General features: G+C 69.9%; 26 protein-coding genes. 5 read left to right on the top strand and 21 right to left on the bottom strand.

What is annotated here, in order from left to right; all coding sequences use genetic code 11:
- Positions 1–144 precede the first annotated feature (144 nt).
- Positions 145–753: a hypothetical protein gene (locus ABZ552_RS23655; RefSeq protein ID WP_159841670.1), complete on the bottom strand. Its 609-nt coding sequence runs from the start codon at positions 751–753 to the stop codon at positions 145–147.
- Between the two features lie 310 nt (positions 754–1,063).
- Here ABZ552_RS23655 and ABZ552_RS23650 point away from each other — a divergent pair, with 310 nt between their 5' ends.
- Positions 1,064–1,714 (top strand): hypothetical protein, encoded by a 651-nt coding sequence (locus ABZ552_RS23650; RefSeq protein WP_281875771.1) that lies wholly within the window; start codon positions 1,064–1,066, stop codon positions 1,712–1,714.
- 491 nt (positions 1,715–2,205) lie between these two features.
- Here ABZ552_RS23650 and ABZ552_RS23645 read toward each other — a convergent pair whose 3' ends face one another.
- From ABZ552_RS23645 to hemL, 9 genes are all read right to left on the bottom strand, one after another.
- Positions 2,206–3,432 (bottom strand): lipase family protein, encoded by a 1,227-nt coding sequence (locus tag ABZ552_RS23645; RefSeq protein WP_357439825.1) that lies wholly within the window; start codon positions 3,430–3,432, stop codon positions 2,206–2,208.
- Positions 3,433–3,656: 224 nt separating this feature from the next.
- Positions 3,657–4,313 (bottom strand): Uma2 family endonuclease, encoded by a 657-nt coding sequence (locus ABZ552_RS23640; RefSeq protein WP_281875773.1) that lies wholly within the window; start codon positions 4,311–4,313, stop codon positions 3,657–3,659.
- 39 nt (positions 4,314–4,352) lie between these two features.
- The gene (gene ccsB, locus ABZ552_RS23635; protein WP_357439758.1) at positions 4,353–5,318 is read right to left on the bottom strand and encodes a c-type cytochrome biogenesis protein CcsB; all 966 of its coding nucleotides are present in this window, start codon (positions 5,316–5,318) and stop codon (positions 4,353–4,355) included.
- Between the two features lie 2 nt (positions 5,319–5,320).
- Positions 5,321–6,967: a cytochrome c biogenesis protein ResB gene (locus tag ABZ552_RS23630; protein WP_281875775.1), complete on the bottom strand. Its 1,647-nt coding sequence runs from the start codon at positions 6,965–6,967 to the stop codon at positions 5,321–5,323.
- Entirely contained in the window at positions 6,964–7,797 is an 834-nt protein-coding gene (locus ABZ552_RS23625) for a cytochrome c biogenesis CcdA family protein (protein ID WP_281875776.1), read from the bottom strand. The genes ABZ552_RS23630 and ABZ552_RS23625 overlap by 4 nt, the downstream gene beginning before the upstream one ends.
- Before the next feature lie 40 nt (positions 7,798–7,837).
- Positions 7,838–8,083: a hypothetical protein gene (locus ABZ552_RS23620; protein ID WP_281875777.1), complete on the bottom strand. Its 246-nt coding sequence runs from the start codon at positions 8,081–8,083 to the stop codon at positions 7,838–7,840.
- Entirely contained in the window at positions 8,080–8,721 is a 642-nt protein-coding gene (locus ABZ552_RS23615) for a TlpA disulfide reductase family protein (RefSeq protein WP_281875778.1), read from the bottom strand. The genes ABZ552_RS23620 and ABZ552_RS23615 overlap by 4 nt, the downstream gene beginning before the upstream one ends.
- On the bottom strand, positions 8,718–9,368 hold the full coding sequence (locus ABZ552_RS23610) for a histidine phosphatase family protein (RefSeq protein ID WP_159841798.1): 651 nt from the start codon (positions 9,366–9,368) through the stop codon (positions 8,718–8,720). Before ABZ552_RS23610 ends, ABZ552_RS23615 begins: the two co-directional genes overlap by 4 nt.
- Before the next feature lie 341 nt (positions 9,369–9,709).
- Positions 9,710–11,047, bottom strand: coding sequence for a glutamate-1-semialdehyde 2,1-aminomutase (gene hemL, locus ABZ552_RS23605; protein WP_357439753.1), 1,338 nt, complete (start codon positions 11,045–11,047; stop codon positions 9,710–9,712).
- Between the two features lie 174 nt (positions 11,048–11,221).
- On the opposite strand from hemL, the gene ABZ552_RS23600 reads away from it, so the two are divergent.
- Positions 11,222–11,608, top strand: coding sequence for a hypothetical protein (locus ABZ552_RS23600; protein ID WP_281875780.1), 387 nt, complete (start codon positions 11,222–11,224; stop codon positions 11,606–11,608).
- Between the two features lie 19 nt (positions 11,609–11,627).
- Here ABZ552_RS23600 and ABZ552_RS23595 read toward each other — a convergent pair whose 3' ends face one another.
- The 6 genes from ABZ552_RS23595 to hemB all read right to left on the bottom strand — a co-directional run bounded on the left by ABZ552_RS23595 (position 11,628) and on the right by hemB (position 14,866).
- Entirely contained in the window at positions 11,628–11,849 is a 222-nt protein-coding gene (locus tag ABZ552_RS23595; RefSeq protein ID WP_281875781.1) for a hypothetical protein, read from the bottom strand.
- 167 nt (positions 11,850–12,016) lie between these two features.
- The gene (locus tag ABZ552_RS23590) at positions 12,017–12,247 is read right to left on the bottom strand and encodes a hypothetical protein (protein WP_281875782.1); all 231 of its coding nucleotides are present in this window, start codon (positions 12,245–12,247) and stop codon (positions 12,017–12,019) included.
- A 57-nt stretch (positions 12,248–12,304) separates the two neighbouring features.
- Positions 12,305–12,565: a hypothetical protein gene (locus ABZ552_RS23585; RefSeq protein WP_357439749.1), complete on the bottom strand. Its 261-nt coding sequence runs from the start codon at positions 12,563–12,565 to the stop codon at positions 12,305–12,307.
- Positions 12,562–13,044, bottom strand: coding sequence for a hypothetical protein (locus ABZ552_RS23580; RefSeq protein ID WP_281875784.1), 483 nt, complete (start codon positions 13,042–13,044; stop codon positions 12,562–12,564). Before ABZ552_RS23580 ends, ABZ552_RS23585 begins: the two co-directional genes overlap by 4 nt.
- A gap of 323 nt (positions 13,045–13,367) precedes the next feature.
- Entirely contained in the window at positions 13,368–13,883 is a 516-nt protein-coding gene (locus tag ABZ552_RS23575; RefSeq protein ID WP_281875785.1) for a hypothetical protein, read from the bottom strand.
- Positions 13,884–13,888: 5 nt separating this feature from the next.
- Positions 13,889–14,866 (bottom strand): porphobilinogen synthase, encoded by a 978-nt coding sequence (gene hemB, locus ABZ552_RS23570; protein ID WP_281875786.1) that lies wholly within the window; start codon positions 14,864–14,866, stop codon positions 13,889–13,891.
- Between the two features lie 181 nt (positions 14,867–15,047).
- Here hemB and ABZ552_RS23565 point away from each other — a divergent pair, with 181 nt between their 5' ends.
- From ABZ552_RS23565 to ABZ552_RS23555, 3 genes are all read left to right on the top strand, one after another.
- Complete coding sequence (locus ABZ552_RS23565) at positions 15,048–15,833, top strand: hypothetical protein (RefSeq protein WP_281875787.1); 786 nt, start codon at positions 15,048–15,050, stop codon at positions 15,831–15,833.
- Positions 15,834–15,878: 45 nt separating this feature from the next.
- The gene (locus ABZ552_RS23560) at positions 15,879–16,688 is read left to right on the top strand and encodes a tetratricopeptide repeat protein (protein WP_281916474.1); all 810 of its coding nucleotides are present in this window, start codon (positions 15,879–15,881) and stop codon (positions 16,686–16,688) included.
- Positions 16,689–16,812: 124 nt separating this feature from the next.
- Positions 16,813–17,085: a hypothetical protein gene (locus tag ABZ552_RS23555; RefSeq protein ID WP_157114571.1), complete on the top strand. Its 273-nt coding sequence runs from the start codon at positions 16,813–16,815 to the stop codon at positions 17,083–17,085.
- 266 nt (positions 17,086–17,351) lie between these two features.
- Here ABZ552_RS23555 and ABZ552_RS23550 read toward each other — a convergent pair whose 3' ends face one another.
- The 5 genes from ABZ552_RS23550 to ABZ552_RS23530 form a co-directional block, all read right to left on the bottom strand.
- Positions 17,352–17,858 carry a pyridoxamine 5'-phosphate oxidase family protein gene (locus ABZ552_RS23550; RefSeq protein WP_357439745.1) on the bottom strand — a complete coding sequence of 169 codons (507 nt, stop codon included), beginning with the start codon at positions 17,856–17,858 and terminating at the stop codon, positions 17,352–17,354.
- Complete coding sequence (locus tag ABZ552_RS23545) at positions 17,855–18,112, bottom strand: hypothetical protein (RefSeq protein WP_357439743.1); 258 nt, start codon at positions 18,110–18,112, stop codon at positions 17,855–17,857. The genes ABZ552_RS23550 and ABZ552_RS23545 overlap by 4 nt, the downstream gene beginning before the upstream one ends.
- Positions 18,109–19,671 (bottom strand): bifunctional uroporphyrinogen-III C-methyltransferase/uroporphyrinogen-III synthase, encoded by a 1,563-nt coding sequence (locus tag ABZ552_RS23540; protein WP_281875792.1) that lies wholly within the window; start codon positions 19,669–19,671, stop codon positions 18,109–18,111. Before ABZ552_RS23540 ends, ABZ552_RS23545 begins: the two co-directional genes overlap by 4 nt.
- Before the next feature lie 64 nt (positions 19,672–19,735).
- The gene (gene hemC / locus ABZ552_RS23535) at positions 19,736–20,791 is read right to left on the bottom strand and encodes a hydroxymethylbilane synthase (protein WP_357439740.1); all 1,056 of its coding nucleotides are present in this window, start codon (positions 20,789–20,791) and stop codon (positions 19,736–19,738) included.
- Positions 20,788–22,221, bottom strand: coding sequence for a glutamyl-tRNA reductase (locus tag ABZ552_RS23530; protein WP_281875795.1), 1,434 nt, complete (start codon positions 22,219–22,221; stop codon positions 20,788–20,790). The genes hemC and ABZ552_RS23530 overlap by 4 nt, the downstream gene beginning before the upstream one ends.
- Positions 22,222–22,353: the final 132 nt, after the last annotated feature.

The raw sequence follows: 22,353 nt of genomic DNA, 5'->3' as shown, positions 1-22,353 counted from the left end.
ATCGGGCGTTCGCGCGTTTCTTCGCTCCACAGCCGTGGCGTCCTGACCGAACTCCTGTCAGGCGGCCACGGCGATCGGCAAGCCGGTCCGGGTACGGCAGGCGCGCTGCGGTGCGCCTGCCGCCTCCGTTCCGTGCGGTACCGATCAGGGTTCGCCGTTGACGACCGCCATCAGCGCGTCCATGAACGGCTGCCCGCCCTGGATGGCTCCGCCCGCGATCGCGCCGACGACCAGACCGATCGGGCCGGTGATGATGCTGAAGAAGCCCAGACCGATCAGGGCCCCGAGCAGCCCGCCGAGCAGCGCGCCCGCGACCACGCCGACGACGTTCTGGTTCAGTTCGGCGATGAGGCGGTTCATCGAGCTGATCGGCTGCATCTCGCCGATCTCCTTGGCGCCGGCTGTCGGCGTGAGCGCGAGACGCCGTCCGCCGTCGCTGATTTCGTGCGCGACCGAGAGTTTGCTGCCGGAAACCTGGAAGGTCAGCGGCACTTCGGCGACCACGGCTCCGGTATCGGAGGTCAGTTTGATCTTGGTGCCGTCGTCGGCCACCGCGAAGGTGCCGTGCTCGACGGCGGTCGTGATGGCCCCGGTCTCGCGCGAAACCGTGGTGCGATAGTCGACGCCCTGCTCGACGCCCGCTGTCGTGGTCTCCCGCTCCGGTTCGATGGGTTTCGCGTTCGCGGCCCCCGCTGTGATGCCCACTGCGGCAACCGCACCGAGCGTAATGGCGGCAATAGTGCCGAACTTCATTCTGGAATTCCTTCTCACCGAGACACCCGGCTCCGGAGGCCGGATGGCGTGTGACTGTACAGCGCCCGTGACTTGTTTCCAGATCTGGCGGTCGGCACACATGATCACGAAGTTCGTTATCCGATCGTGATCACTGCTGCCCCGGATGCCGGGACGCAGGTGAATTCCCAGGACGGATCGCTCCCGTGGGAAGCAAAACTCGACGCGGACGTGCCGCGTAGTGTAAGCATGGCGTGGTCTTCAATCCGCAAGATTCACAACTTCGGGTCGCTAGGTGGGTTCGAAGGGTTCAGAGCTCTGGAGGACGTACGTGTCGCGCCAACGTGTCCGCGCCGGTATCACCCTGGCCGCCTTCATGGTCGGGACCGGACTGGCGGCCACTCTCGTGGTCGTCGCCGCGCTATCGATGTCCGGCCCCGCCGACGAGCCGGCCAAGGCTGCCGCGCAGGCCGACAACGCGGCAACGACATCCGCGCCGCCGACGACCACCGAGGAGCCGCTGCCGACCACCACGGAGGCACTGCCGACCACGTCGGCGCTACGCGGCGCGTCGAACAAGAGCGCCACCAGCTTGCAGGTGAACATCGGTGACTGCGTGCAGCTCGGCGGCGCGGGCGCGATCGACAAAACCGCTTGTGGCAGCCCGAACTCGGTCTACAAGGTCGTCGAGAAGGCCCCGGCCAACGCCACGTGCCCCACCGACGCCGACCACACCTACAACGAAACCCTGCACGGAGCGACACAGGCCGCGCTGTGCCTGGACATCGACTGGGTGGTCGGCGGCTGCATGGAACTCACCCCCGGCAGCCCCAAGCGTCTCGACTGCGCCGCCCACACCCCGGGCGCGGTCCGCGTGATCGACATCAAGCAGAACACCGTCGACGTGAACGCCTGCGGCTCGGCCGACAGCGGAATCGTCTACCAGCAGCGGCATTTCGTCGTCTGCGTGGCGCGACTGTAGGAACGCCCCGCATGGCCGTCGTGCTCGTCGGCCGTCCCGCAAATAGCCGCTTGGTCGCCCTCCTTAACAGACATGCGAAGTCGCGTGTCCCTTAAGGCAGCGGGACTCGAGGCGTTATTGATTCTGCCGGTAGATATTTCGGCCCGTTGCGAACTCGCGTCGCGTACCGAAGGCGGTCTCACATAATTCGGGCCGCACAATCTGAAACGTTCGCATTCAATCTTTCTTTGTATACGCACCAATAAAAACCCTACTATTCCGCCAAATACTCGCGGCGTGCACAGGTGAGCGCCGGTAGCGCGCTGTATCGACCCATGAACACCGCCCCACAGCTCGATGCTGCGGCGCCGGGAATCACCTGGCAACCACGGACAGTGCACTCGGTGGTGTTCACTCATGTGCGGTTCGTCAGGAGTGAGCCCACGATCGCGGCGGAGGGTCGCCGACTTGCTCCGGGATCACCAGCACTGATGTCCACCTACCCCGCCTCGTCAGCAGTTGCTGGGCGCGGGCTCGCCGCGAACCCGCGCGTCGAGCCACAACATCGCGGCTGGTGCGCCTAGTACCGCTGTGGACAGATGCTCGGCTCCGGACAGCGGCTCGGCTTCCGGCAGCTGGTCGATCGCGGGCACCCGTAGTGTCTGCACGCGCACCCCCGCCGCGCACCAGCGGCGGACGGTGTTTTCGACGGCTTCGATCGGAATCTGCCGGTCGTCCGTCGAATGCCATTCGAGAAGTGGTGTTTCCGGTACCCCGCCGTAGAGTTCCAGACTGTTCTCCTCCACCACCGATCGCGCTTCACGGCTGTCGAAGATCGAGGGATCGGCGATGTATTCCCGAGCGCTGCCGCCGATGCCCGCGGTGAGGATCTCGTTGCTACAGCTGTCGGCCATGGCCTCAGCTACCTCGCGACCGCGCGGAGTGAGATACGAGCTGATCGGCAGCCGGTCCGGATACTCCCGCTCCAGTCCGATCGCCGCCGCCATGGCCAACCCGAACGAGGGGTGCGGATTCAGACCCAGCGCCTCTGCCATCGTCACCAGGTTCATCGCGACACCGCCGATGGCGGCGCCCGCGAGCTCGAGTTCCGGTGCATACGTCGGCTGCAATGCGGCCGCCCACGCGGTGGCCAGGCCACCGCCGGAGTACCCTGCCATGACCGCTGGGCTGTGCGGCACGGCGAGCGCGGGCAGGCGCCGCACCGCCCTGATGCCGTCCAAGACGATCTGGCCGCCCAAACGCGCGGCCCCCAACGCGAACCGCGGTCCGAGATGATCCGGCAGCGCGACAGCCCAGCCTTTGGCCAGCGCCACGTTCAAGATCGGTGTGGTCACCCTCAGGTTCAGATCGTCGCCGTACAGCTTGTGCGACACCGCGCAGCCGGTGCCGAGCGCGTTGATGAAGTGCTGATACGACAGCAGTGGCCCATCGGGCCGACGGCCGAAGGGTGCGAGCACCGTCGTCGTCGCCGCGATCGGCGCTCCATGCGAGTTGGTGGACCGGAATTTGACCAGCGTGACGGTGGAGCCGGGGAACATCGCCAACGGCGGCAGCGCCCGCACGTCGAGCACATCCCCGGGGTGGTGTGCCGCCAGATCCGCTGGGGCAGCGTAGAAAGGGTCCGGATCGGGGCGCGGATACAGCGGTTCTGCGGTTGCCGTCGTCGCGAGAAGCAGCCCGAGGGCCAGACAGCCGATGGCGCCGAGGGTCCTAGCCACACCGCGCCTGCCGCCAGGGGACAGAAGAAGCTGCCTGACCACGACTTCGACCTCCACGGATAGTTGGCGGCATTCGTCGACCAGCCAGCCTGCATTCAAATCCGATTCAGTGAGCAAACCTTCAGCGACACGCCGGGACAGGGAGCCGAACGCAAGGAAATCTCAGTCGTCATCCGATCCAGGCAACCGCGACCGCGTACGGAGGATGACAGCGAACACATCCGTCAGTATTCGAGTTCGGTCCACGGAATGCTGATCGGGAAGGGGAAGTCGAACTCGATCCCGTCCGGGTTGGCGTCGGTCCACTCGGCGGCGAGGATGTAGTTGGCCGCGCGCAGTGGGTGGACCCCCTCCGGCAGCTGCGCATGGCCGATATCGAGACCATAGGCGCGGACGGTGGCGATCGCGCTGACCTCACGGGCCAGCGTCACTTCCCAGTACCACGGGATGCCCGCGCTGGCATAGCGTCCTTTTTTGGCTTCGATGTCCATCTGCGTGTTGCCGGGCGACAAGACCTCGCCGACCAGGACGACGTCACTGCCGCGCACATCCTGATAGGCGGAACCGAGGCAGCGGTGGACCAGGAAGTCCGGCGTCAGGAAGTTGGACTTGCCGGTGTGACCCAGAAATACGTTCGTCTCGGTGGTGACGCGCCAACATTCTTCGGGATTCTCCGACATGTCCTTGCGCGCACAGCGCTCGAGCGTGGCCCAGAGCCGGTTGGAGAAGGTCTGATGCTCGGCCGGACCGCGGCGCATCCAGACCACATGACCATCCCACAACTCGATCTGCTGCGCGATCTCCTCAGGAAGCCGCTCCAACTCCTCCCACGTCATCGATTCGGGAAGGTCCGGCTGCTCGATATGTGGCACCACCGACATGCCGCAATCGTAACGGCCGATGCGGGTGGTCAGAACGCCTTAATTCAACCCCGCATACGAGTGCAACCCACTGATCACCATGTTGATGATGAACAGGTTGAACAGCATCGCGACGAAGGCGGCGATGTTGATCCAGGCGGCCTTGGTGTCGCGCCAGCCGGAGGTGGCGCGGGCGTGCAGGTAGGCGGCGTAGAGGACCCAGGCGATGAAGGAGCAGGTTTCCTTCGGGTCCCAGCCCCAGAAGCGGCCCCAGGCGGCTTCGGCCCAGATGGCGCCGAGGATGACGCCCGCGCCGAACAGCGGGAAGCCGATGATGGTGGCCTTGTAGGCCAGGCGGTCCAGGGTGCGGGCGTCGGGCAGGCGACGGGCGACGGTGCCGAGGACGTTGTTCGACTCCTGGCCGTCCGGCTGACGCAGGCGGTAGAGGAACAGCATGCTGGCCACACCCGCGAACAGGAACACGCCGCTGCCCACGCTGACGATGGTGACGTGCACCGGCAGCCAGAACGACTTCAACGCGGGCACCACGGGCGCGGCGTCGGCGTAGAGCACCGTGCCCGCGAGGAACAGCAGGATCAGCACCGGCACCAGCAGGAACGCCCACATGGCGCGGTAGCGCTGCTCCCGCAGCAGCAGGATCCCGACCAGCACGGCGGCGGCCGTGGCCATGGTGACGAACTCGTACATGTTGCCCAGCGGGAAGCGGTGGGTCGCGAAGCCGCGCAGGACGATCGCGCCGACGTGCAGCGCGATGGCGACCATCAGCACCGAGAACGCCATGTTGCCCAGCCGCTCCGACAGCGGCCGCCGCGTGGGCTCGATGACCCGGCCGGGCCCCTGCGGGGTCGATCCGCCGCCCACGGTCACCAGTTCGCGCTCGCTGACCTGGCGGCTGCGGGCCGTCGCGTACTGCCAGATCAGCAGCACCAGCACCAGCGCGTACACCACGATCGCCGTTTTGAAGGCGAAATCGCTGTACCTGGCGATGGTCTCGTCGATCGGCATGGTCACTCTCCCGTGGTCGCGGCGTGCTCGTCGAGCAGGCGGGCGCGCAGCCGATCGAACTCGCCGCCCCAGCCCGCCTGGTCGGTCCGGGCGAGCCCGCCCATCTCTACTACAGTGCGTCGTTGGTCAACGGTACCGGCTGTGTCCTCGGCCGGGTAGACCCGCACCCAGATCCGGCGACGCTTGATCAGCAGCGACACCAGCAGTCCCGCCATCATCAGCAGCGCGCTGACCAGCACCCACTGCTGTGCGGGGTCGTGCGATACCTGGAGGTTCACGAACTCCTGCGCGCCGTCGAAGGTGACCTTGGTGCCGTTCGGCAGCGTGGTCGATTCACCGGGCCGAAGATTGACCCTGGCCTCCTTGGTCAGCCGGCCCTGCTTGACCTGCTCGGGATCAAGGGCGAACAACGACTGCGGTTTGCCGGTGTCCAGGCCGGTGTCGCCGCGGTAGACGTCGACCGCGACGGCGGGATCGTTCATCGCGGGAAACGCCGAACTCAGCAACGATCCGTGGAACAGCGCCGTGGGCGCGAACAACCCTTCGATCGCGATCTGGTTCTTGCGGCGCTCCTCGTCGGTCGCGTACATGCCGCCGGGCGGGTCGATCCGCAGCACGCCGCTGGACAGGAACGTCGACGCGTCGTCCGGACGCCACTGGATGGACTCGGTGCGGGTCCGGCCGTTCGGGAAGGTGACGGTGAAGGTCGGAGCGTAGCCGTGTCCTTGCAGGTAGAGCCGGTCACCCGCGACGCGCAGCGGGTGGTTCACCTGTACCTGGGTGTCGCGCCAGGTGTTCGTCCGCAGGTCGTCGCCCGCCTGGTAGGCGAGATCCGCGGTGAACATCTCGGCCTGTCCGTTGGTCAGGTAGTCGGCCCGGAAATCCTTCACCCGCACGCAGAGCGGGGTCATGCCGGTGCCGTCGTTGACATTGCCCGCCTTGAACGAGTCGAACACCGCGGGCGAGGTGGTGCAGAAGCCGGGGCCGTTGTTCGCCAGCACGATGACGCTGCCCTCGTAGCCGAACAGCTTGCCTGCGGCGATGGCGATCAGCAGTCCGACCAGCGCGAGATGGAACACCAGGTTGCCGAGCTCGCGGGTGTAGCCCTTCTCCGCCGACAGCGCCAGTTCCCCCTCGCGGGGGCCGGGGCGGACCTCGCTGCGCCACCCGCGCAGCTGGGCTCGGGCGTGATCGATCAGCTCCTGCGGCGAGCGCTCGACCCGTCCCGAGTAGTGATGCGGCAGCCTGGTCAGGTTGCGCGGCGCGCGCACCGGCGGGGTGCGCAGCGCGCGGTAGTGATCGAACGTGCGCGGCAGGATGCAACCGACCAGCGAGATGAACAGCAGCACATAGACGGCCGTGAACCAAAAGCTGGAGAACACGTCGAACAGCTCGAAACGGTCCATCCACGGGCCGAGCGTGGGCCGGTCGGCGATGTACTGCTCGACCTTCTGCTCGTTGAGGTTGCGCTGCGGCAGCAGCGCCCCCGGAATCGCGGCCAGCGCGAGCAGGAACAGCAGCACCAAGGCGGTGCGCATGCTGGTGAGCCCGCGCCAGGTGTTGCGCAGGAACGCCCACGCCCGTCCGGCGGCGGATTGACGCGGCGGCTGTTCGGGGCTTTCGATCGCAGGCTGATCGGTCACGGTCATATCGGCAAGGTCACCTCGGAGACGAACGCGTCGCGCACCCAGGCGACGAACTGGTCCCACGCCCCGGTGACCAGCGCGGCGCCGACCGCGACGAGCAACATGCCCCCGATGATCTGGATGGTGCGGGAATTGCGGCGCAGCCAGCCCACACCGCGCAACGCGCTCGCCGACCCGAACGCGAGCACGACGAACGGCAGACCGAGCCCCAGACAGTAGGCGACGATCAGCGCGACCCCGCGCACCGCCGTTGTCCCGTCGGTGCCCGCGGCCACCGCCATGACACCGGACAGCGTCGGCCCCAGGCACGGTGTCCAGCCCAGCGCGAACACCCCGCCCAGCAGCGGTGCGCCCATGAGGCTGGTGAGCCTGCGCGGCTCCATCCGGGTGTCGCGCTGCAACGCGGGCACCAAGCCGATGAAGACCAGGCCCATCAGGATCGTCACCACGCCGCCGATGCGTTGCAGCAGTTCCCGATTGACGTTCAGGGTCTGGATGACGCCGAACACGGTCGCGGTCGCGAGCACGAAGACCACCGTGAAACCGGCGACGAACAAGCCGGCCGCGCCCGCGACCCGCATCCGTCCGGAGCGCGGTCGGGGTGCTGTGGCCACGGTCGCGCGGCGAGTCCCGGTGGCCTCCGCGACGGTGGCGGGCGGCGCCTCGGCGCCGACCAGTCCGGCCAGGTAGGACAGGTATCCCGGCACGAGCGGCACCACGCACGGCGAGGCGAACGACACCAGACCCGCGAGCAGGCACGCGCCGAGCGCCAGCAGCAGCGGCCCGGAAGCCGCCGTCTGCTGGAACGAATCACCGACTCCGGCGAGCACCATCACAGGTCCTCCCCGGTACGCGGCGCGGTGCGCGCGAGGGTCACACCGAATCCTCCCGCGCGTCCTCGGGCGCACGTCCGGCGCCACGGCGCGGCGCCACCGTCCGCTCGGTGGCCTGGGGTTCCTCGAACACGGCGAAGTCCAGCAAGGACTCCGCCGCGACACTGCGCGGCACGGTGGCGATGCCCGCCCACCGGTCGTCGACGGCCCATCCGCCGCCGATGCGTCGGGCGCCCTGCCGTGGCCGACAGGCACGCAGGTGGCGGGTACGGCGGTCGCGATTCACTGTTCTTCCTCCGCGGCGATACTTTCCACCACTGGCTGCAGATCCTCGGCGAGCAGGGACCGCAGGAAGACCGCGGCGACCCGGTGTTGCCGGTCGAGGACGAGAGTGGTGGGGATGACACTGGTTGGGAAATTCCCGCCGAGCGCCAAGAGCGTGCGCATCGACGGGTCGTAGATGGACGGGTAGCCGACCTTGTTGTCGACCACGAAATCTTGGGCCTTGTCCTGTTGCGGATCGCGGACGTTGATCCCCAGGAAGGCGACGCCTTTGTCCTTCGTCGCCTCGTAGACCTGCTCCAAGGCGGGTGCCTCGGCGCGACACGGACCGCACCACTGCCCCCACAGGTTGAGCACCACGACCTTGCCCGCGTAGTCCTCGACCGAGGTGGTCTTGCCCGCCGTCATCAGATCCGGACCGGCCAGTTTGCCGATGGTCCCGCGCGCGGCGGGCGGGTCGTAGCGAATGTCGGTCTTGCCGCCGGGCGAGACGAATTCGAAGGTGCCGCCCGTGGCCACCGCGTCCGAACCGGTCGAACAACCCGCGAGCGCGGCGATCAGCGCCACGCACGCGAGCAGAACCGGCAGCACCCGCCCGGCGCGCGCCGAGGGCGGGAAGGAGAACGCGGTGCGGTGCGTCATGCGCCGTGTACCGAGGGGTCCGAACCGCCGGCGGGCTCGGAGTAGACGATGTCGACCAGCGTGTCGCCGTGGTAGACCAGCGAGGTCAGCGACGCGAGCGAGCACTGCCGGTGGCGCGGGTCGTGCCAGAGGCGCTGGCCCTGCAGGAACCGCCGCAGCGTCCACACCGGTAGCTGGTGGGAGACCAGCACCGCCTCCCGCCCGGCAGCTTCGACCCTGGCTTTGTTCACCGCCGCCAGCATGCGGTGCGCGATCTGCAGATAGGGCTCGCCCCAGGACGGCGTGAAGGGATCGCGCAGTTTCCACCAGTGCCGTGGCTTGCGCAGCGCGCCGTCGCCGACCGAGACGCGCAGGCCCTCGAAGGTGTTGCCCGCCTCGATGAGGTTCTCGTCGGTGCGCACGATGACGTCGTGCTGCGCGGCGATCGGCTCGGCGGTCTCCTGGGCGCGCTGCAGCGGCGACGCGATGACCAGCGCGATGTCGTGATCGGCCAGGGTGCGCGCGACCGCGGCGGCCTGCGCGCGCCCGGCCACCGAAAGGCTGAAGCCGGGCAGGCGGCCGTAGAGGATGCCGTTGGGGTTGTGCACCTCGCCGTGCCGCAGCACGTGCACGATCGTCTCGACGGGAGCCGTGCCGCCGTCGTGCACCCGCTCGGCGTCGGCTCGGCCGTCGGCGCGCTCAGCCGGGTCGGGCGCGGCGGCCTCGTTCTCGCCGGGGGTGGCCTCGTCGGCCTTGCGGGCCTGCGCGCCGGCGGCCGCGGCGAAGTGAGCGCCCGCGTCGACCAGGCTGGACGCCACGGCGTCGGTGTTCGCGGACCTGGCGGCGCTCGCGGCGGCGAACTGCTCGCCCGCGTCGATCACGGTCGCCTCGGCGACCGGGGCGATGACCGACGCGACAGCGGCCGCGCCGTTCGTCGCGATCACGTCCGGCTCGGCGGACGGCTGGGCCGGCTCGCGCCGGTCGGCATCGGGCTGATCGAGGTCGGAGGTCACGCGCGGGATCCTTCGGGGGTGGCGGCCGCCGCCGCGTGCGCGGCGGCGGGCAGGGCGGCAGCGATACGGTCGAACGCGTCCTCGTCGAGCGCCGCGGAGACGAACCACGCTTCGAACGCGCTCGGCGGCGCGTACACGCCACCGTCGAGCAGGGCGTGGAAGAACGCTGGGTAGCGCCAGGTCTCGCTCGCCTTGGCGGCGGCGTAGTCGGTGACCGGGCGTTCGGCGAAGAACACGCTCACCATATTGCCCGCGAACTGAACCTGGTGCCCGACCCCCGCGGCGGTCAGCGCCGAGGAGAACAGTTCGCCGAGCCGTTGGGCGTTGCGATCCAGCGCGGCATAGACCGCCTCGTCGGCCGCGCGCAGCGTGGCCAGGCCCGCGGCCACCGCGACCGGGTTACCGGACAGCGTCCCGGCCTGGTAGACCGGCCCGAGCGGCGCGAGGTGGTTCATGATCTCGGCGCGTCCGCCGAACGCGGCCGCGGGCAGCCCGCCGCTCATCACCTTGCCGAAGGTGTAGAGGTCGCCCGCGACGCCTTCCCGGCCGAACCAGCCCGCGCTGCTGACCCGGAAACCGGTCATCACCTCGTCCATGACCAGCAGCGCCCCGTGCTCGGCGGTCAGCGCGCGCAGGCCCGCGTTGAACCCGGGCAGCGGCGCGACCGCGCCCATGTTGCCCGCCGCCGCCTCGGTGATCACGCAGGCGATGTCGCCGGGATCGGCGGCGAACGCGGCGGCGACGGCGTCGAGGTCGTTGTAGGGCAGCACGATGGTGTCGGCCGCCTGCGCGCCCGTGACGCCCGGGGAGGTGGGCAGTCCGAGCGTGGCGACACCGGAGCCCGCGTCCGCGAGCAGCGCGTCGACATGGCCGTGGTAGCAACCGGCGAACTTGATGATCTTGGTGCGCCCGGTGAAGCCGCGGGCCAGCCGGACCGCGCTCATGGTGGCCTCGGTGCCGGAGTTCACCAGCCGTACCCGCTCCACCGGCGCGACCCGGCGCACGATCTCCTCCGCGAGTTCGATCTCCGCTTCGGTCGGCGCGCCGAAGGACAGGCCGCCGCTCGCCGCGCGGCGCACCGCCTCGACGACCGCGGGGTGCGCGTGGCCGAGGATCATCGGCCCCCAGGAGCAGACCAGGTCCACGTACTCGTTTCCGTCGGCGTCGACGAGCGTGCAGCCGTCGGCCGAGGCGATGAATCGCGGTGTGCCGCCGACGGATCGAAATGCCCGCACCGGGGAGTTGACACCACCCGGAATCACCGAACTCGCCCGGTCGAAGAGCTGAGCGGAAACCGGCACGGTTGCACTGGTCACGCGCGGAGAAGAACTCACGCGTTCCAGTCTCTCAGCACCGAAAAATCCGTTTGACGACAGGGTGTAGTGCAGTGATGCAGGCCGCAGCCGCCCGGCAACACGCCGAGGTGGGGTTCGCGCGGATTTCGATCGCTGGACGGTTGCCGGTGCGTAGTCTCAGCTCACATTCGTCCATCATTCGGGAGGGTCTGCATGCGGATTGCCATCGTCAGCGTGGGTGTGCTCGCCGTCGTCGCGGGAGCCGCCGCGGCCCTCGGCGCCGGGTCCGCCGCCGCGCAGCCACTCGATCAACTCGACGAGGCGCGGCTGGCCATCCCGCTGGACCACACGATGACCACCGCGCTGGCCGGCGGACCCATTCCCGCCGTGGTCACCATGTTCGTCCCGCCCAACCGGATCGGCGCCGGGCTGAAGAGCGACTCCGAGATCTATCGCGATGACCGCGGCGCGGTACACGCGACGCTGCGCCAGGTGGTGCTCGAGGCCGCAGGCCATCCGGATGGGACGGTCACCGTCTACCTGAACGCGCCCGGCACCCGAAACGGCCGTGTGCTGGACGTCTACCAGCACTGGAACTGACCGGGCGCGGGCCTGGAGATCAGGCGTACATGCAGGGGACCTGCGCCGACATGGTGTGCAGGACGCACATGAACCCGTTATAGGGGCCCGCGGAACCGGAATCCGGCACGAGGATCGGCGCGTCGACCGGGCTCGCGTCCTCCAACGGCAATCCCGGGGTCGCACCCGCGGGCGCGGCTCCCATCCCGAGGGCGGCGGCCACGGCAAACGCGGCACAGATCTTCACGGCGAACCGGTTCATCGAACACTTTCCTTCATCGACACACATTCCGAACTACGGCCGAAATACTAACGGCCCCAGGGCCATTCCAGCCAAAGCGCGCGGTCGGCGGCATCGGGCCGGACGGCGCGCGGTTGCACGGTAACGCGTTCGCGCGCCGTCCGCAGCGGTTCGCAGGCAATCCGTGGCTACGTCAGGCCGAGGCAGAACTTGGCGAACCCGGTGGTCACCAGGCACGCCAACGGCGTGGGGAGCGCGTGCAGCAACGGCGCGGGCGGAGTCGCCGCGAAAACCGGTGTGACCGGAACAGGCGTTCCCGGAACGGCTTCGGCGGACGCGGTGGCTGGTACGGCCGCGGCCGCGCCGATCACACCGGCCGCCACCGCACCGAAAAGTGTTCGCTGGACAGTTGGTTTCATGTGCTGGGCGTTCCCGCGCGCCGCGAGGTCAAACGGCCGCAAGCGGACTCGCGCCGGTCAGCGCCCCGCCTCGGCGCTCCGGAGTCCGCACACGAGCCGGGCCGCGGCGTCGATGGCGAGCACGCCGGCCACCGCGACGAGCACCGCGGCCAACAGCCACCAGGGTCCGGCGTAACGGGTGGCGGTGAAGCCAGGGGCGTCACCGGAGGGCGGGAAGTCGGTGGTGCGCACGCCCGCGTGCGCGCTCAGCGCCGCCCCGACCAGGGCGAGCACGAACAGGTCCACCTCCACGAGCACCGCGACGATCCAGCGCCTCAACGGTCCACTCCGTCCGAACTGCGCTGGACGGCTTCGGTCAACGCCGTGCGCAGCGCCTTGTGGTCTCTGGCCCAGGCCTGCACCAAGCCACCGTCGGCCAGCCGTAACCCGATACCGGTGCGGCGGCGGGGCACGCCGGTCAGCTCACCGAGTGCCCTGGCCGACTCCCACTCCTCGTCGTCCCAGGAGTCCTCGTCGCGTTCGGGAAGGACCTCCGCGATCGAGCTCAAGGGCAGCGACTCGGTGCCCGAGCGCAGCGTCTGCGAGGTCAGCTCCACGCTGACGTGCCGCTTGCCCGCCACCACCTGCAGCGCGACGAAACCCGCGATCAGCGCGGCACAGAACACCAGGGCGAACCAATGCACGTCCCCACCCGTGACGAGTTCGAGGACGAGAACGGCCAGGCACAGGATCGGCCCGTAGGCCACCGCACGCCACCGGGCACCCGGTTCGGAGAACAAGACGGCCGCTGCGGTCACACCGGGCCCCCCACGGCAGCGCGCGCCGACACGGCCGCAAGCGGAATCAGTGAATCGCGCCGGGCAGCAGCAGCACGGCGACGGTCAGCACGGCGAACAGAATCAGCAGGCTCAAGACGGCCAGATCTCGCCGAATGCTGTGCGGCTGCTGGATCACCACTCGCATCGTTGCCTCCGATCCTCCGGAGCCATTTGCCGAGTTCCCGCGGGTAATCCACGAAAACGGACGACCAGTAGCTTCCGGTTCCCACGTCCACTGTGACAACCCTCACCATACATGCCGGAATGTCTGGGACAAATTGGCAACGTGTTCCATCGGCGCCTCAGCGCCCGCCCGGCTGGAAGTAGGCGGTGGACTCGGGCCGGTGCGACAGATAGATGGCGCCGGCCGCGAGCACCGCCTGCACGATGGAAGCGCCGCCCGCCACGAGCGACGCCGTCCCGTTCACCGCGTCGATCGCCAGCAGCGCCCCGACGCCGATCACCACCACCCACGCGCCGAGCACCGTCAGTACGGTGCGCGCCCACGACTTGCCGCGCCCGAACTGGTGCACGATCACCGACGCCAGCGCCGCCACGCCCAGCCCGATCAGGACCACGACGATGTAGACCAGCGACACCATCAGCTCGGCACTAGCCATCGTGACCTGCGGATCCTGCACTCTGGCCTGTTCGAAGACCTCCGCGGCGAAGGTGCGCCGCTGATCCAGCGCGGCGAGGATCGAGGCGATCAACTGCACGACGCCGAAGCCGATGACACCCCACCACAGCTGCCGCGCGGTGCCGACGTCCTCCGGCATCGGGGGCCGGGCCGGGCCCGCGGCGAACGGTCCCGCCATATTCGTCACGACAGCCAGTTCGCGGCCTCGGTCGCCCAATAGGTGAGCACGATGTCCGCGCCGGCCCGGCGGATACTCAACAGCGACTCGAGGATCGCGCCGCGGCGATCGATCCAGCCGCGCTCGGCGGCGGCGGTGATCATCGCGTACTCACCGGAGATCTGGTAAGCGGCGACCGGGACGGTCGAGCGGTCGGCGACCTCGCGCAGGATGTCCAGGTACGACATGGCCGGTTTGACCATCACGATGTCCGCGCCCTCGGCCAGGTCCAGTTCCAGTTCGCGGATCGCCTCGCGGCGATTGGCCGGGTCCTGCTGATAGGTGCGCCGGTCGCCTTCCAGCGAGGAACCGACCGCCTCCCGGAACGGGCCGTAGAACGCCGAGGCGTATTTCGCCGAGTAGGCCAGGATGCCGGTGTCGATGCGCCCGGCCGCGTCCAGGCCGCGCCGGATCGCGCCCACCTGGCCGTCCATCATGCCGCTGGTGCCGAGCAGGTCGGCGCCCGCCTCGGCCTGGGCCAGCGCCATCTCGACGTAGCGGTCCAGCGTCGCGTCGTTGTCGACCGCGCCGTCGGCGGCCAGCACACCGCAATGGCCGTGGTCGGTGAATTCGTCCAGGCAGGTGTCGGCCATGACCACGGTCGAGTCGCCCACCTCGTCGGCGAGCGCGCGCAGGCCGCGGTTGAGGATGCCCCGTGGATCGCTGGCCGCGCTGCCGACGGCGTCCTTGTCCTCCGGACGCGGCACACCGAACAGCATGATGCCGCCGACCCCCGCGGTGACCGCCTCGACGGCCGTCTTGCGGAGCGAGTCCAGCGAGTGCTGCACCACGCCCGGCATGGAGCCGATCGGGCGCGGCTCCGCCAAGCCGTCGGCCACGAACATCGGCAGTACCAATTGCCGTGCTTCGAGAGTTGTTTCGGCCACGAGACGACGCATAGCCGGGGTACGGCGCAACCGCCGTGGGCGGTCCATTCCGGTCATGAATCGCACGATACGCCCGGTGCGATCCGCTGTCGCGAGCGCCCGTTGGCTGCTCGCGGGTCCCGGGCCGTTATACGGCGATCGCCATGTCATCCGACTGATAACGGTGTGTGAAATCTCACCTGGTTCCGCGCCCGAAGGCGCATACTCCGACTAGGGGCGAGACCCGCTGGGGGACAGCATGACCGATCCGCACATCGATATCTCGCTGGCCAGAGCCGCCGACTTCGAGTCGTGGGTGGCGGTACTGCTGTCGGATTGGTGGCCCGCGCTGACCGACAACCTGCCCCCGCCCGCGTCGGTGCTGCGCATCTGGCGCGCCGTCGACGCCACCGGGCGGAACTTCAGCGTGGAGTTCGTCGCACGTCAGTCGGCCGCGCCCGGCGTGATGCCCGGCGCGCACGTCGCCTTCGCCGCGCTCGGCATCCGTCCCGACGAGCCGGAGTGGGTGCGCAGCCGGGGGACGCACCTGGTCGGCGGCACCGAGGACGCCACCGTCCAGCTGCGCTTCTCCGACACCGCCCGCAGCGTCTTCCTGCGCCTGCAGAGCAGGCCGTGTCAAGTGCTGGAAGAGGCCGGCCGGCTGCTGCGCCCCGGGGCGGAGATCAGTCTGCGGTTCCCCTGCACGATCTCGGGCCCGCTGGACGTGCGGGTGGCCCGCAACAGCGCCCGGCACCTGCTCGCCCAGCACAGCGCGCGGCATGCCACCCCCGCCGACCCCTTACAGCTCGGGCCACCGCAACGGGTGGCCGACATCGGCTGGGCCTACATCTTCCCGTGGTCGACCACGAGCTGGTACCTCGACGGCTCCGTTCCCACGCTCCCGCCGGGCAGCCGCGGGCCGATCGTGGTCGTCAAGGACACCGGACACACCTGGTTGCTGGACAGCCTCCGCAACTACGACGAGCAGCTGACCGCGTACGCGCGGGCGAACGGATACCGCGCCCCGCTCGAACAGGCGCGATGATGGACCGCGTGTTGTCCGCGCGATACCGCCAGGCCGGGTGCTGAGATGAGCGACTCACCGAGCGAGGTGGAACTGCTCGCCATGCAGCGGCGCGCCGAAGCGCTCTGGGACGCCGGCGACGCGGCGGGCGCCGAGCACTGGCTGCGCCGGGCCGCCGCGGGTGGCAGCGCGCCCGCCATGGGGATGCTCGGCGCGCTGCTGGGCGCGGACGGCCGGATCGGCGAGGGTATCCGCTGGCTGGAGACCGCCGCGGCGCGCGGCAACGAGGCGGCGGGGATACAGCTGGGACTGCTGCATGTGGAGCGCGGTAATTTCGATGAGGCCGAGCGCTGGCTGCGCCCCGCCGCCGAGCGCGGGTTACCCGAAGCCCTCTGCAACATGGGCGTTCTCGCGAATCGGCGCGGCTGTGACGAGGAGGCCGAGCAGTGGTACGAGCGCGCGGTCCGCGCCGGAAACCCGACGGCCATGCGCAGTCTGGGTTTGCATCTGGCCCGCCGCGGCGAATTCGACCGCGCGATCGAGCTGCTCACCGAGGCCGCGCGCCGCGGGCGAACGGATGCGATGGCGGTGCTGGGCGCCTTGCATCTGGATCGCGGCCGGCACGTCGAGGGTGAGCAGTGGCTGCGTAAAGGCGCCGAAGCGGGCGACCCCGACTCGATGTTCCACCTGGCATTGTTGCTGCGCGCGTCGAATACTCCGTACGTGGCAGGAGATTTCGCCGATCCGGAGGTGCTGCGGACCGCCGCCGCCATCGCGACCGGCCGCACACCGGCGCAGCGGGAAGCCAGGCAGTGGCTCGAACGCGCGGCCGCGCTGGGGCATCCACAGGCGTTGCGGCTGCTGCACGATCTGTGAGCCGCTGTCCCAGAGGGTGTCTGAAAGCCCTTGTGGCCAGCGAAGTTTGTCGGTGCCCCGAGGTAGAATCGAAGGTACGTTCGAGGGGGCTCGCCCGCCCCCGATCGCCACGGGAGGGATGCCAATGCGCACACCGCAAACCGTTCTCATCGATCGCCCCTACGCCCCGCTGCAGAAGCGTCCGCTGCCCGCGGGCCGCCCACGGGCCTGGTACGTCCTGCACAACCGGCGGCTGAAGGCGATGCGCCTGGCGATCGCACTACTCGACTCCGGCGTCTACGCACCGAGTTACGCCACGAACAAGCGGATCAGGCACACCGCCGAGGTGATCGGCATCCGTCCCCCCTCCGACGCCACCTGCTCCATGGTCCGCACCTTGATGCGCAGGCGGTACTGAGGCCCGCGAAGGGCGCTGTCCCGCGCTGATCGCGACATCCGGACCCGGCACAGCGCACACCGCGGCGTGCCGGTCCAGCTCATCTCGGGCCGACGCGCGGTACAGCGCCCTACCCACTCGATCCCGGATGTCAGGCCGATCGAACCTGCGGAACTCGGGGGTACACGGCGAGTTCGCACTCGTGCAGCGCCTAGTTCAGGAGAGTTGCCACGGCCCCCTCCGAGGAACCAGAGCGGCAGGGCTGATCCGTGGCAGCGGAGCTGTGCTCAATTCCGGTCGATGACCGGCCGTTCCTCGGCTGCTGATTGCCAGATTCGGCTGCGCAGGTCGCGGCCGCGGATCACCTGGATACGCCAAGGATCGAGATTCAGCACACGCAGGCTGGGATCAGCCGGCGACTTCCAGAAGTTGCCGAGGTGGTACCCCGCGCCCCGGGGACTCGTTCTGCGGTAGAGCTCCCAGACGTGTTGCTTGGTCGAAAGCGAATTGTCCCACACCGCAACGGCTTCGACCGGCACCGAGTTGTTTCCCGGCGACCAGTAGGAGAAGCTGGTGTGCGGGTTGCGGGCCAGATGCGCGGCCTTCACCGGTGTGCGATAGGTGGCCAGCCAGCCGACGGGCCGACCGTCGACGTTCTCCCAGACCGGGATGAGGATTCGGGTGCGGGGGCGGTTCTCGGCGTCGACGGTGACCATGGTGGCGTAGTTGATGGCGCCGACGTAGCTGTTGAATTCGGATTCCGGCTCGGCGAATTCGTGAACCCTGGAGCTCACCGGTCGCCCCGCAGCGTTTCGATGACGGCAGCGAAGCTGTCCGAGCCGTGCCCGGCGGCGTGTGCGCGTTGCATGGTGGATTTCAGGAGTTCGGGCAGGGCGTTGTCGAGACCGCGGGCCGCGGCGGCGTGCAGGAGGTGATCGATGGCCGCGATCTGGACGTCGATGGTCGCGTCGTCGCCCGGGTAGCTGCCCTCGTCGACCTGGTGCGAACACCCAGCGCCGCAGACGCGGGGTGTTCGAACACAGCTCACCTGCTGCGGCGGCTCTTCTTGCGCGGCGGCGGCAGCAGGCCCTCGGCGCGCAGCCGGGCCGCGTGCTCGGCCAGAGCCTCGACCAGCGGACCGACCTGGGCCACGTCGGGCTGCACGTCCACGCGCAGGCCGAATTCGATGGCGGTTTCGGCGGTCTTGGGGCCGATGCAGGCCACGATGGTGCGCGCGTGCGGCTTGCCCGCGATGCCGACCAGGTTGCGGACCGTGGAGGACGAGGTGAACAGGACCGCGTCGAAACCGCCGGTCTTGATCATCTCGCGGGTCTCCGCGGGCGGCGGCGAAGCGCGCACCGTGCGATAGGCCGTGACGTCGTCGATCTCCCAGCCGCGGTCGCGCAGGCCCTCGGCCAGCGTCTCGGTGGCGATGTCGGCACGCGGCAGCAGCACCCGGTTGACCGGGTCGAACACATCGTCGTAGGGCGGGAAGTCGGCCAGCAGGCCCTCGGAGGACTGCTCACCGCTCGGCACCAGTTCGGGGTTGATGCCGAACGAGCGCACCTTGTCCGCGGTGGCCTCGCCCACGCAGGCGATCTTCACGCCGGAGAACGCCCGCGCGTCCAGGCCGAACTCGGCGAACTTCTCCCACACCGCGCGCACCGCGTTGGTGGAGGTGAACACCACCCACTGGTAGCGCCCGTCGACCAGGCCCTTGACCGCGCGCTCCATCTGGGCGGGGCTGCGCGGGGGCTCGACCGCGATGGTCGGCACCTCCATCGGGATGGCGCCGTGCGTGACGAGTCGTTCGCTCATCTCCGCGGCCTGGTCCTTGGTGCGCGGCACCAGCACGGTCCAGCCGTACAGTGCGCGCGACTCCCACCAGGACATCTTCGAGCGCTGCGCGACCACCTTGCCGATGGTCACCACGAGCGGCCCGACCAGTTCGGAGGCCGCGCTGTTCAGCGTGGCCAGGGTGGCCTCGATGGTGCGCTGCTGGCGGGTGGTGCCCCGCACCGTCACCGCGACCGGCGTCTGCGGCGCCATACCGTGCTCGACCAGGGCACTCGCAGTCTCGGCGAGATGCCCCGAGGTCGCGTGCAGCACCAGCGGGCCCGGCGCGGCCGCCAGGGCGGCCCAGTCGACCTCGCCGCGCACATCCGCCTCGGTGTGCCCGGAACCCAGCGCGATGCCCGCGTAGCTGGGCACCGCGGAGCCGTTGGGCAGGCCGGGCAGGACCTCGAAGACCATGTGCGAGCGGGTGACGGCGTTGACCTCGGCGATCACCGAGTCGGTGGTCAGCGGGTCGCCCGCGACCACACGCACCACGTCGTGCCCGGCGCGCGCTTCGGCGATCAGCGTCTTGGCCACCTCGGCGGGCTCGCCGAGCGCGGGCCGCACGTCGACGGGACGTTCGCCGTCGGGGCCCGGCTCGACGGAGGTGCCGATCAGGGCGAGCACGCCTTTGTCGACGTCCGGGTCGGTGAACGCCAGCGTCGCCCGTCCGATCACCTCACGCGCACGCACCGTGAGCAGCGCCGGGTCACCGGGACCCGATCCGACGAAAAGGATGCGACCGGGGTGCTTCTTCGCGGCTCGGCTCATGCCTGCACCTCGCTTGCGCTCGGCTCCGGCAAACCCGAGGGCACGGTGCCTGTCCTTCGCTGGCTCATCGGCTGTTCTCCATTGGGCTGGGGTTGGGCAAGTCTGTGGCGGGCGAATTCACCGCCCGGGTGGGGGAACCGTCGTCCGGTTCGGTGGCGAGCAAGTCGCGCGCACCCATGTCGAGCAACTCGCGGGCGAGCGCGCGGCCGAGCTCCGCCGCGTCGGCCGGGGCGCCGACCACCGACGCCCGCAGCACGTCGGATCCGTCGACGGCCGCGGCGCACGCGCGCAGCGACAGCTCGTCCACGATCCGCCCCTCGTCGTCGAGCGATTCGACGACCTCGGCGAGCGCGCCGATCGGCGCGGTGCAGCCCGCTTCCAGTTCGGCCAGCAGGGACCGCTCGGCGATCACCGAGGCCCGGGTGGCCGCGTCGTCCAGGCCGGACAGGATCTCCACCAGGGCGGCGTGGTCGCTGCGGCATTCCACCGCGAGCGCGCCCTGGGCGGGAGCCGACAGCATCTGCACCGGCTCCAGCGCCTCGGTCACCGCGTCCAGCCGGTCGATGCGGGCCAGTCCGGCTCTGGCCACCACGACGGCGTCCAGTTCACCCTCGCTGACCTTGCGCAGCCGGGTGTCCAGGTTGCCGCGCAGCGGGACGACGTCCAAGCCGAGTCCGAGCGCCCGCAGCTGGGCGGCGCGCCGCGGCGCGGAAGTGCCCACCTTGGCGCCCGCGGGCAGCTCGCCGAGCACCAGCCCGTCGCGCGCGACCAGCGCGTCGCGCGGGTCCTCCCTGGGCGGGATGGCGGCGATGGTGAAGCGCGGGTCCTGCGCGGTGGGCAGATCCTTGTAGGAGTGCACGGCGATGTCGATCGCGCCCGCCGCCAGCTCGTCGCGCAGCGCGGAGGTGAACACGCCGACGCCGATCTTCTGCACCGGGTCCGACGACAGGTCACCGGCGGTCTTGATGACGACCAGCTCGGCCGGCTGCCCGGCCGCGATCAGCGCGTCGCGCACCGTGCCCGCCTGGGTGAGCGCGAGCAGGCTGCCGCGGGTGCCGATCCGCCACGGGGCGCGGGTGCCGTCCGCGGTCGTGCTGCCTTCTTGGTGGACCATGGTCATGCCGTCTGCCCCTGTTCCTCGCCGCGATGGCCTGCGGTGAAATCGTCGGCCAGCGCGATCTCCCCGTCGCTGAGCTCGGCGTGATCGCCGGCGAGCGTGGTGATCTCCATCGGCGCGGCGACCGCCTGGGCCGCACCGGGCTTCAATTCGAACAATTCGCGCAGCGCCTCGGCGTAGCTGTCGCCGCCCGGCGTGGACGCGAGCTGCTTGACCCGCACCGTCGGCGCGTGCAGCAGCTTGTCGACCACCCGGCGCACCGTGCGCGCGACCTCGTCACGCTCCGGGTCGGCGAGGCCGGGCAGCCGCGAATCCAGCCGGAGCAGTTCGGCCTCGACCACCTCGGCGGCGCGCTGGCGTAGCGCGGCCACCGTGGGGGTGACCTCGGCCATCCGCTGTCCGGCCAGATATCTGGCCAGTTCGTCGGCGACGATCGACCGGGCGGCCGCGGTGTCGTCGGCGGCGGCGCCCGCGGCCGGATCGCGCTGCAACGTCTCGATGTCGATGAGCGTGACACCGGGCAGGCCGGCCACAGCGTGCTCGACGTCGCGCGGCAATCCGAGATCGCAGAACACCAACGGCCGCTCGACCGTGGCTTCCTCGCCGCGCTCGCGGTCGGTGAGCGCGCGGTGGGTGTCGGCGAGCGTCACGACCGCGCCGACCGCACCGGTACAGGTGACCACCACGTCGGTGGCGGCCATCGCCTCGGTGAGCCGCGACAGCTCCATCGCCTCGGCCTCGACGCCGTGCGTGCGCGCGGTCTCGGCGAGTCTGCGGGCCCGCTCGATCGTGCGGTTCACCACGATGATCCGGCCGATCCCGGCGCGCGAGAGATGCGCGACCGCGAGCCCGCCCATCGCGCCCGCGCCGACCACCGCGGCGGTCCGCCCGGCCAGCGGGCCGAGCACCTGCTGCGCGCGGTCCAGCGCGACCGACACCACCGACGCGCCCGCGCGGTCGATGCCCGTCTCGGCGTGCACCCGCTTGCCGACCCGCAGCGCGTGCTGCGCCAGCTCGTGCAAGGTGCGCCCGACCGCGCTCTGCGCGTCGGCGGAGGCGTAGGCGCCGCGGATCTGGCTGAGCACCTGCTGCTCGCCGACGACCATCGAATCCAGGCCGCTGGCCACCGCGAACAGATGCTCGGCGGCGGCCTCGGAGTAGCGGACGTAGGCGTGCTTGGTCAGATCGGGCATCGGCAGGCCGGAGTGCTTGGTCAGCAGGTCGCCGATCTCGGCGAGACCGCCGTGGAAGGCGTCGACCACCGCGTAGACCTCCACCCGGTTGCAGGTGGACACGATCATCGCCTCGGACACATGGCTGGAGGCGATCAGCCGGTCGATCAGCTTCGGCCGATCGGCGTCGGTGACGGCCACCTTCTCCAGCACGGGGACCGGCGCGCTGCGGTGCGAGATGCCGACGAGGAGAACGCTCATGCTGTGTCCTTTCCGGCATGAGCGGGGCCCTGCGTGGTCACGCTCCGCTGCCGCCTCCGGGCCTGACCGCTCATGCTGTATCCGTTTCCGGCATGAGCGGGGCCCTGCGTGGTCACGCTCCGCTGCCGCCTC

Origin of the sequence: Nocardia sp. NPDC019219, assembly GCF_040632645.1 — a bacterium.
GTDB lineage: Bacteria > Actinomycetota > Actinomycetes > Mycobacteriales > Mycobacteriaceae > Nocardia > Nocardia sputorum.
This window is presented reverse-complemented; position numbering and strand designations above follow the sequence as displayed.

What these genes read in the sequence shown, in the direction of transcription:
- ABZ552_RS23655 (WP_159841670.1), bottom strand. Translation starts at nt 753, where the DNA reads ATGAAGTTCGGCACTATTGCCGCCATTACGCTCGGTGCGGTTGCCGCA.
- ABZ552_RS23640 (WP_281875773.1), bottom strand. Translation starts at nt 4,313, where the DNA reads ATGTCGGTGGTGCCACATATCGAGCAGCCGGACCTTCCCGAATCGATG.
- ccsB (WP_357439758.1), bottom strand. Translation starts at nt 5,318, where the DNA reads ATGCCGATCGACGAGACCATCGCCAGGTACAGCGATTTCGCCTTCAAA.
- ABZ552_RS23630 (WP_281875775.1), bottom strand. Translation starts at nt 6,967, where the DNA reads ATGACCGTGACCGATCAGCCTGCGATCGAAAGCCCCGAACAGCCGCCG.
- ABZ552_RS23625 (WP_281875776.1), bottom strand. Translation starts at nt 7,797, where the DNA reads ATGGTGCTCGCCGGAGTCGGTGATTCGTTCCAGCAGACGGCGGCTTCC.
- ABZ552_RS23615 (WP_281875778.1), bottom strand. Translation starts at nt 8,721, where the DNA reads ATGACGCACCGCACCGCGTTCTCCTTCCCGCCCTCGGCGCGCGCCGGG.
- ABZ552_RS23600 (WP_281875780.1), top strand. Translation starts at nt 11,222, where the DNA reads ATGCGGATTGCCATCGTCAGCGTGGGTGTGCTCGCCGTCGTCGCGGGA.
- ABZ552_RS23595 (WP_281875781.1), bottom strand. Translation starts at nt 11,849, where the DNA reads ATGAACCGGTTCGCCGTGAAGATCTGTGCCGCGTTTGCCGTGGCCGCC.
- ABZ552_RS23590 (WP_281875782.1), bottom strand. Translation starts at nt 12,247, where the DNA reads ATGAAACCAACTGTCCAGCGAACACTTTTCGGTGCGGTGGCGGCCGGT.
- ABZ552_RS23575 (WP_281875785.1), bottom strand. Translation starts at nt 13,883, where the DNA reads ATGGCGGGACCGTTCGCCGCGGGCCCGGCCCGGCCCCCGATGCCGGAG.
- hemB (WP_281875786.1), bottom strand. Translation starts at nt 14,866, where the DNA reads ATGACCGGAATGGACCGCCCACGGCGGTTGCGCCGTACCCCGGCTATG.
- ABZ552_RS23565 (WP_281875787.1), top strand. Translation starts at nt 15,048, where the DNA reads ATGACCGATCCGCACATCGATATCTCGCTGGCCAGAGCCGCCGACTTC.
- ABZ552_RS23560 (WP_281916474.1), top strand. Translation starts at nt 15,879, where the DNA reads ATGAGCGACTCACCGAGCGAGGTGGAACTGCTCGCCATGCAGCGGCGC.
- ABZ552_RS23555 (WP_157114571.1), top strand. Translation starts at nt 16,813, where the DNA reads ATGCGCACACCGCAAACCGTTCTCATCGATCGCCCCTACGCCCCGCTG.
- ABZ552_RS23540 (WP_281875792.1), bottom strand. Translation starts at nt 19,671, where the DNA reads ATGAGCCGAGCCGCGAAGAAGCACCCCGGTCGCATCCTTTTCGTCGGA.
- hemC (WP_357439740.1), bottom strand. Translation starts at nt 20,791, where the DNA reads ATGACCATGGTCCACCAAGAAGGCAGCACGACCGCGGACGGCACCCGC.
- ABZ552_RS23530 (WP_281875795.1), bottom strand. Translation starts at nt 22,221, where the DNA reads ATGAGCGTTCTCCTCGTCGGCATCTCGCACCGCAGCGCGCCGGTCCCC.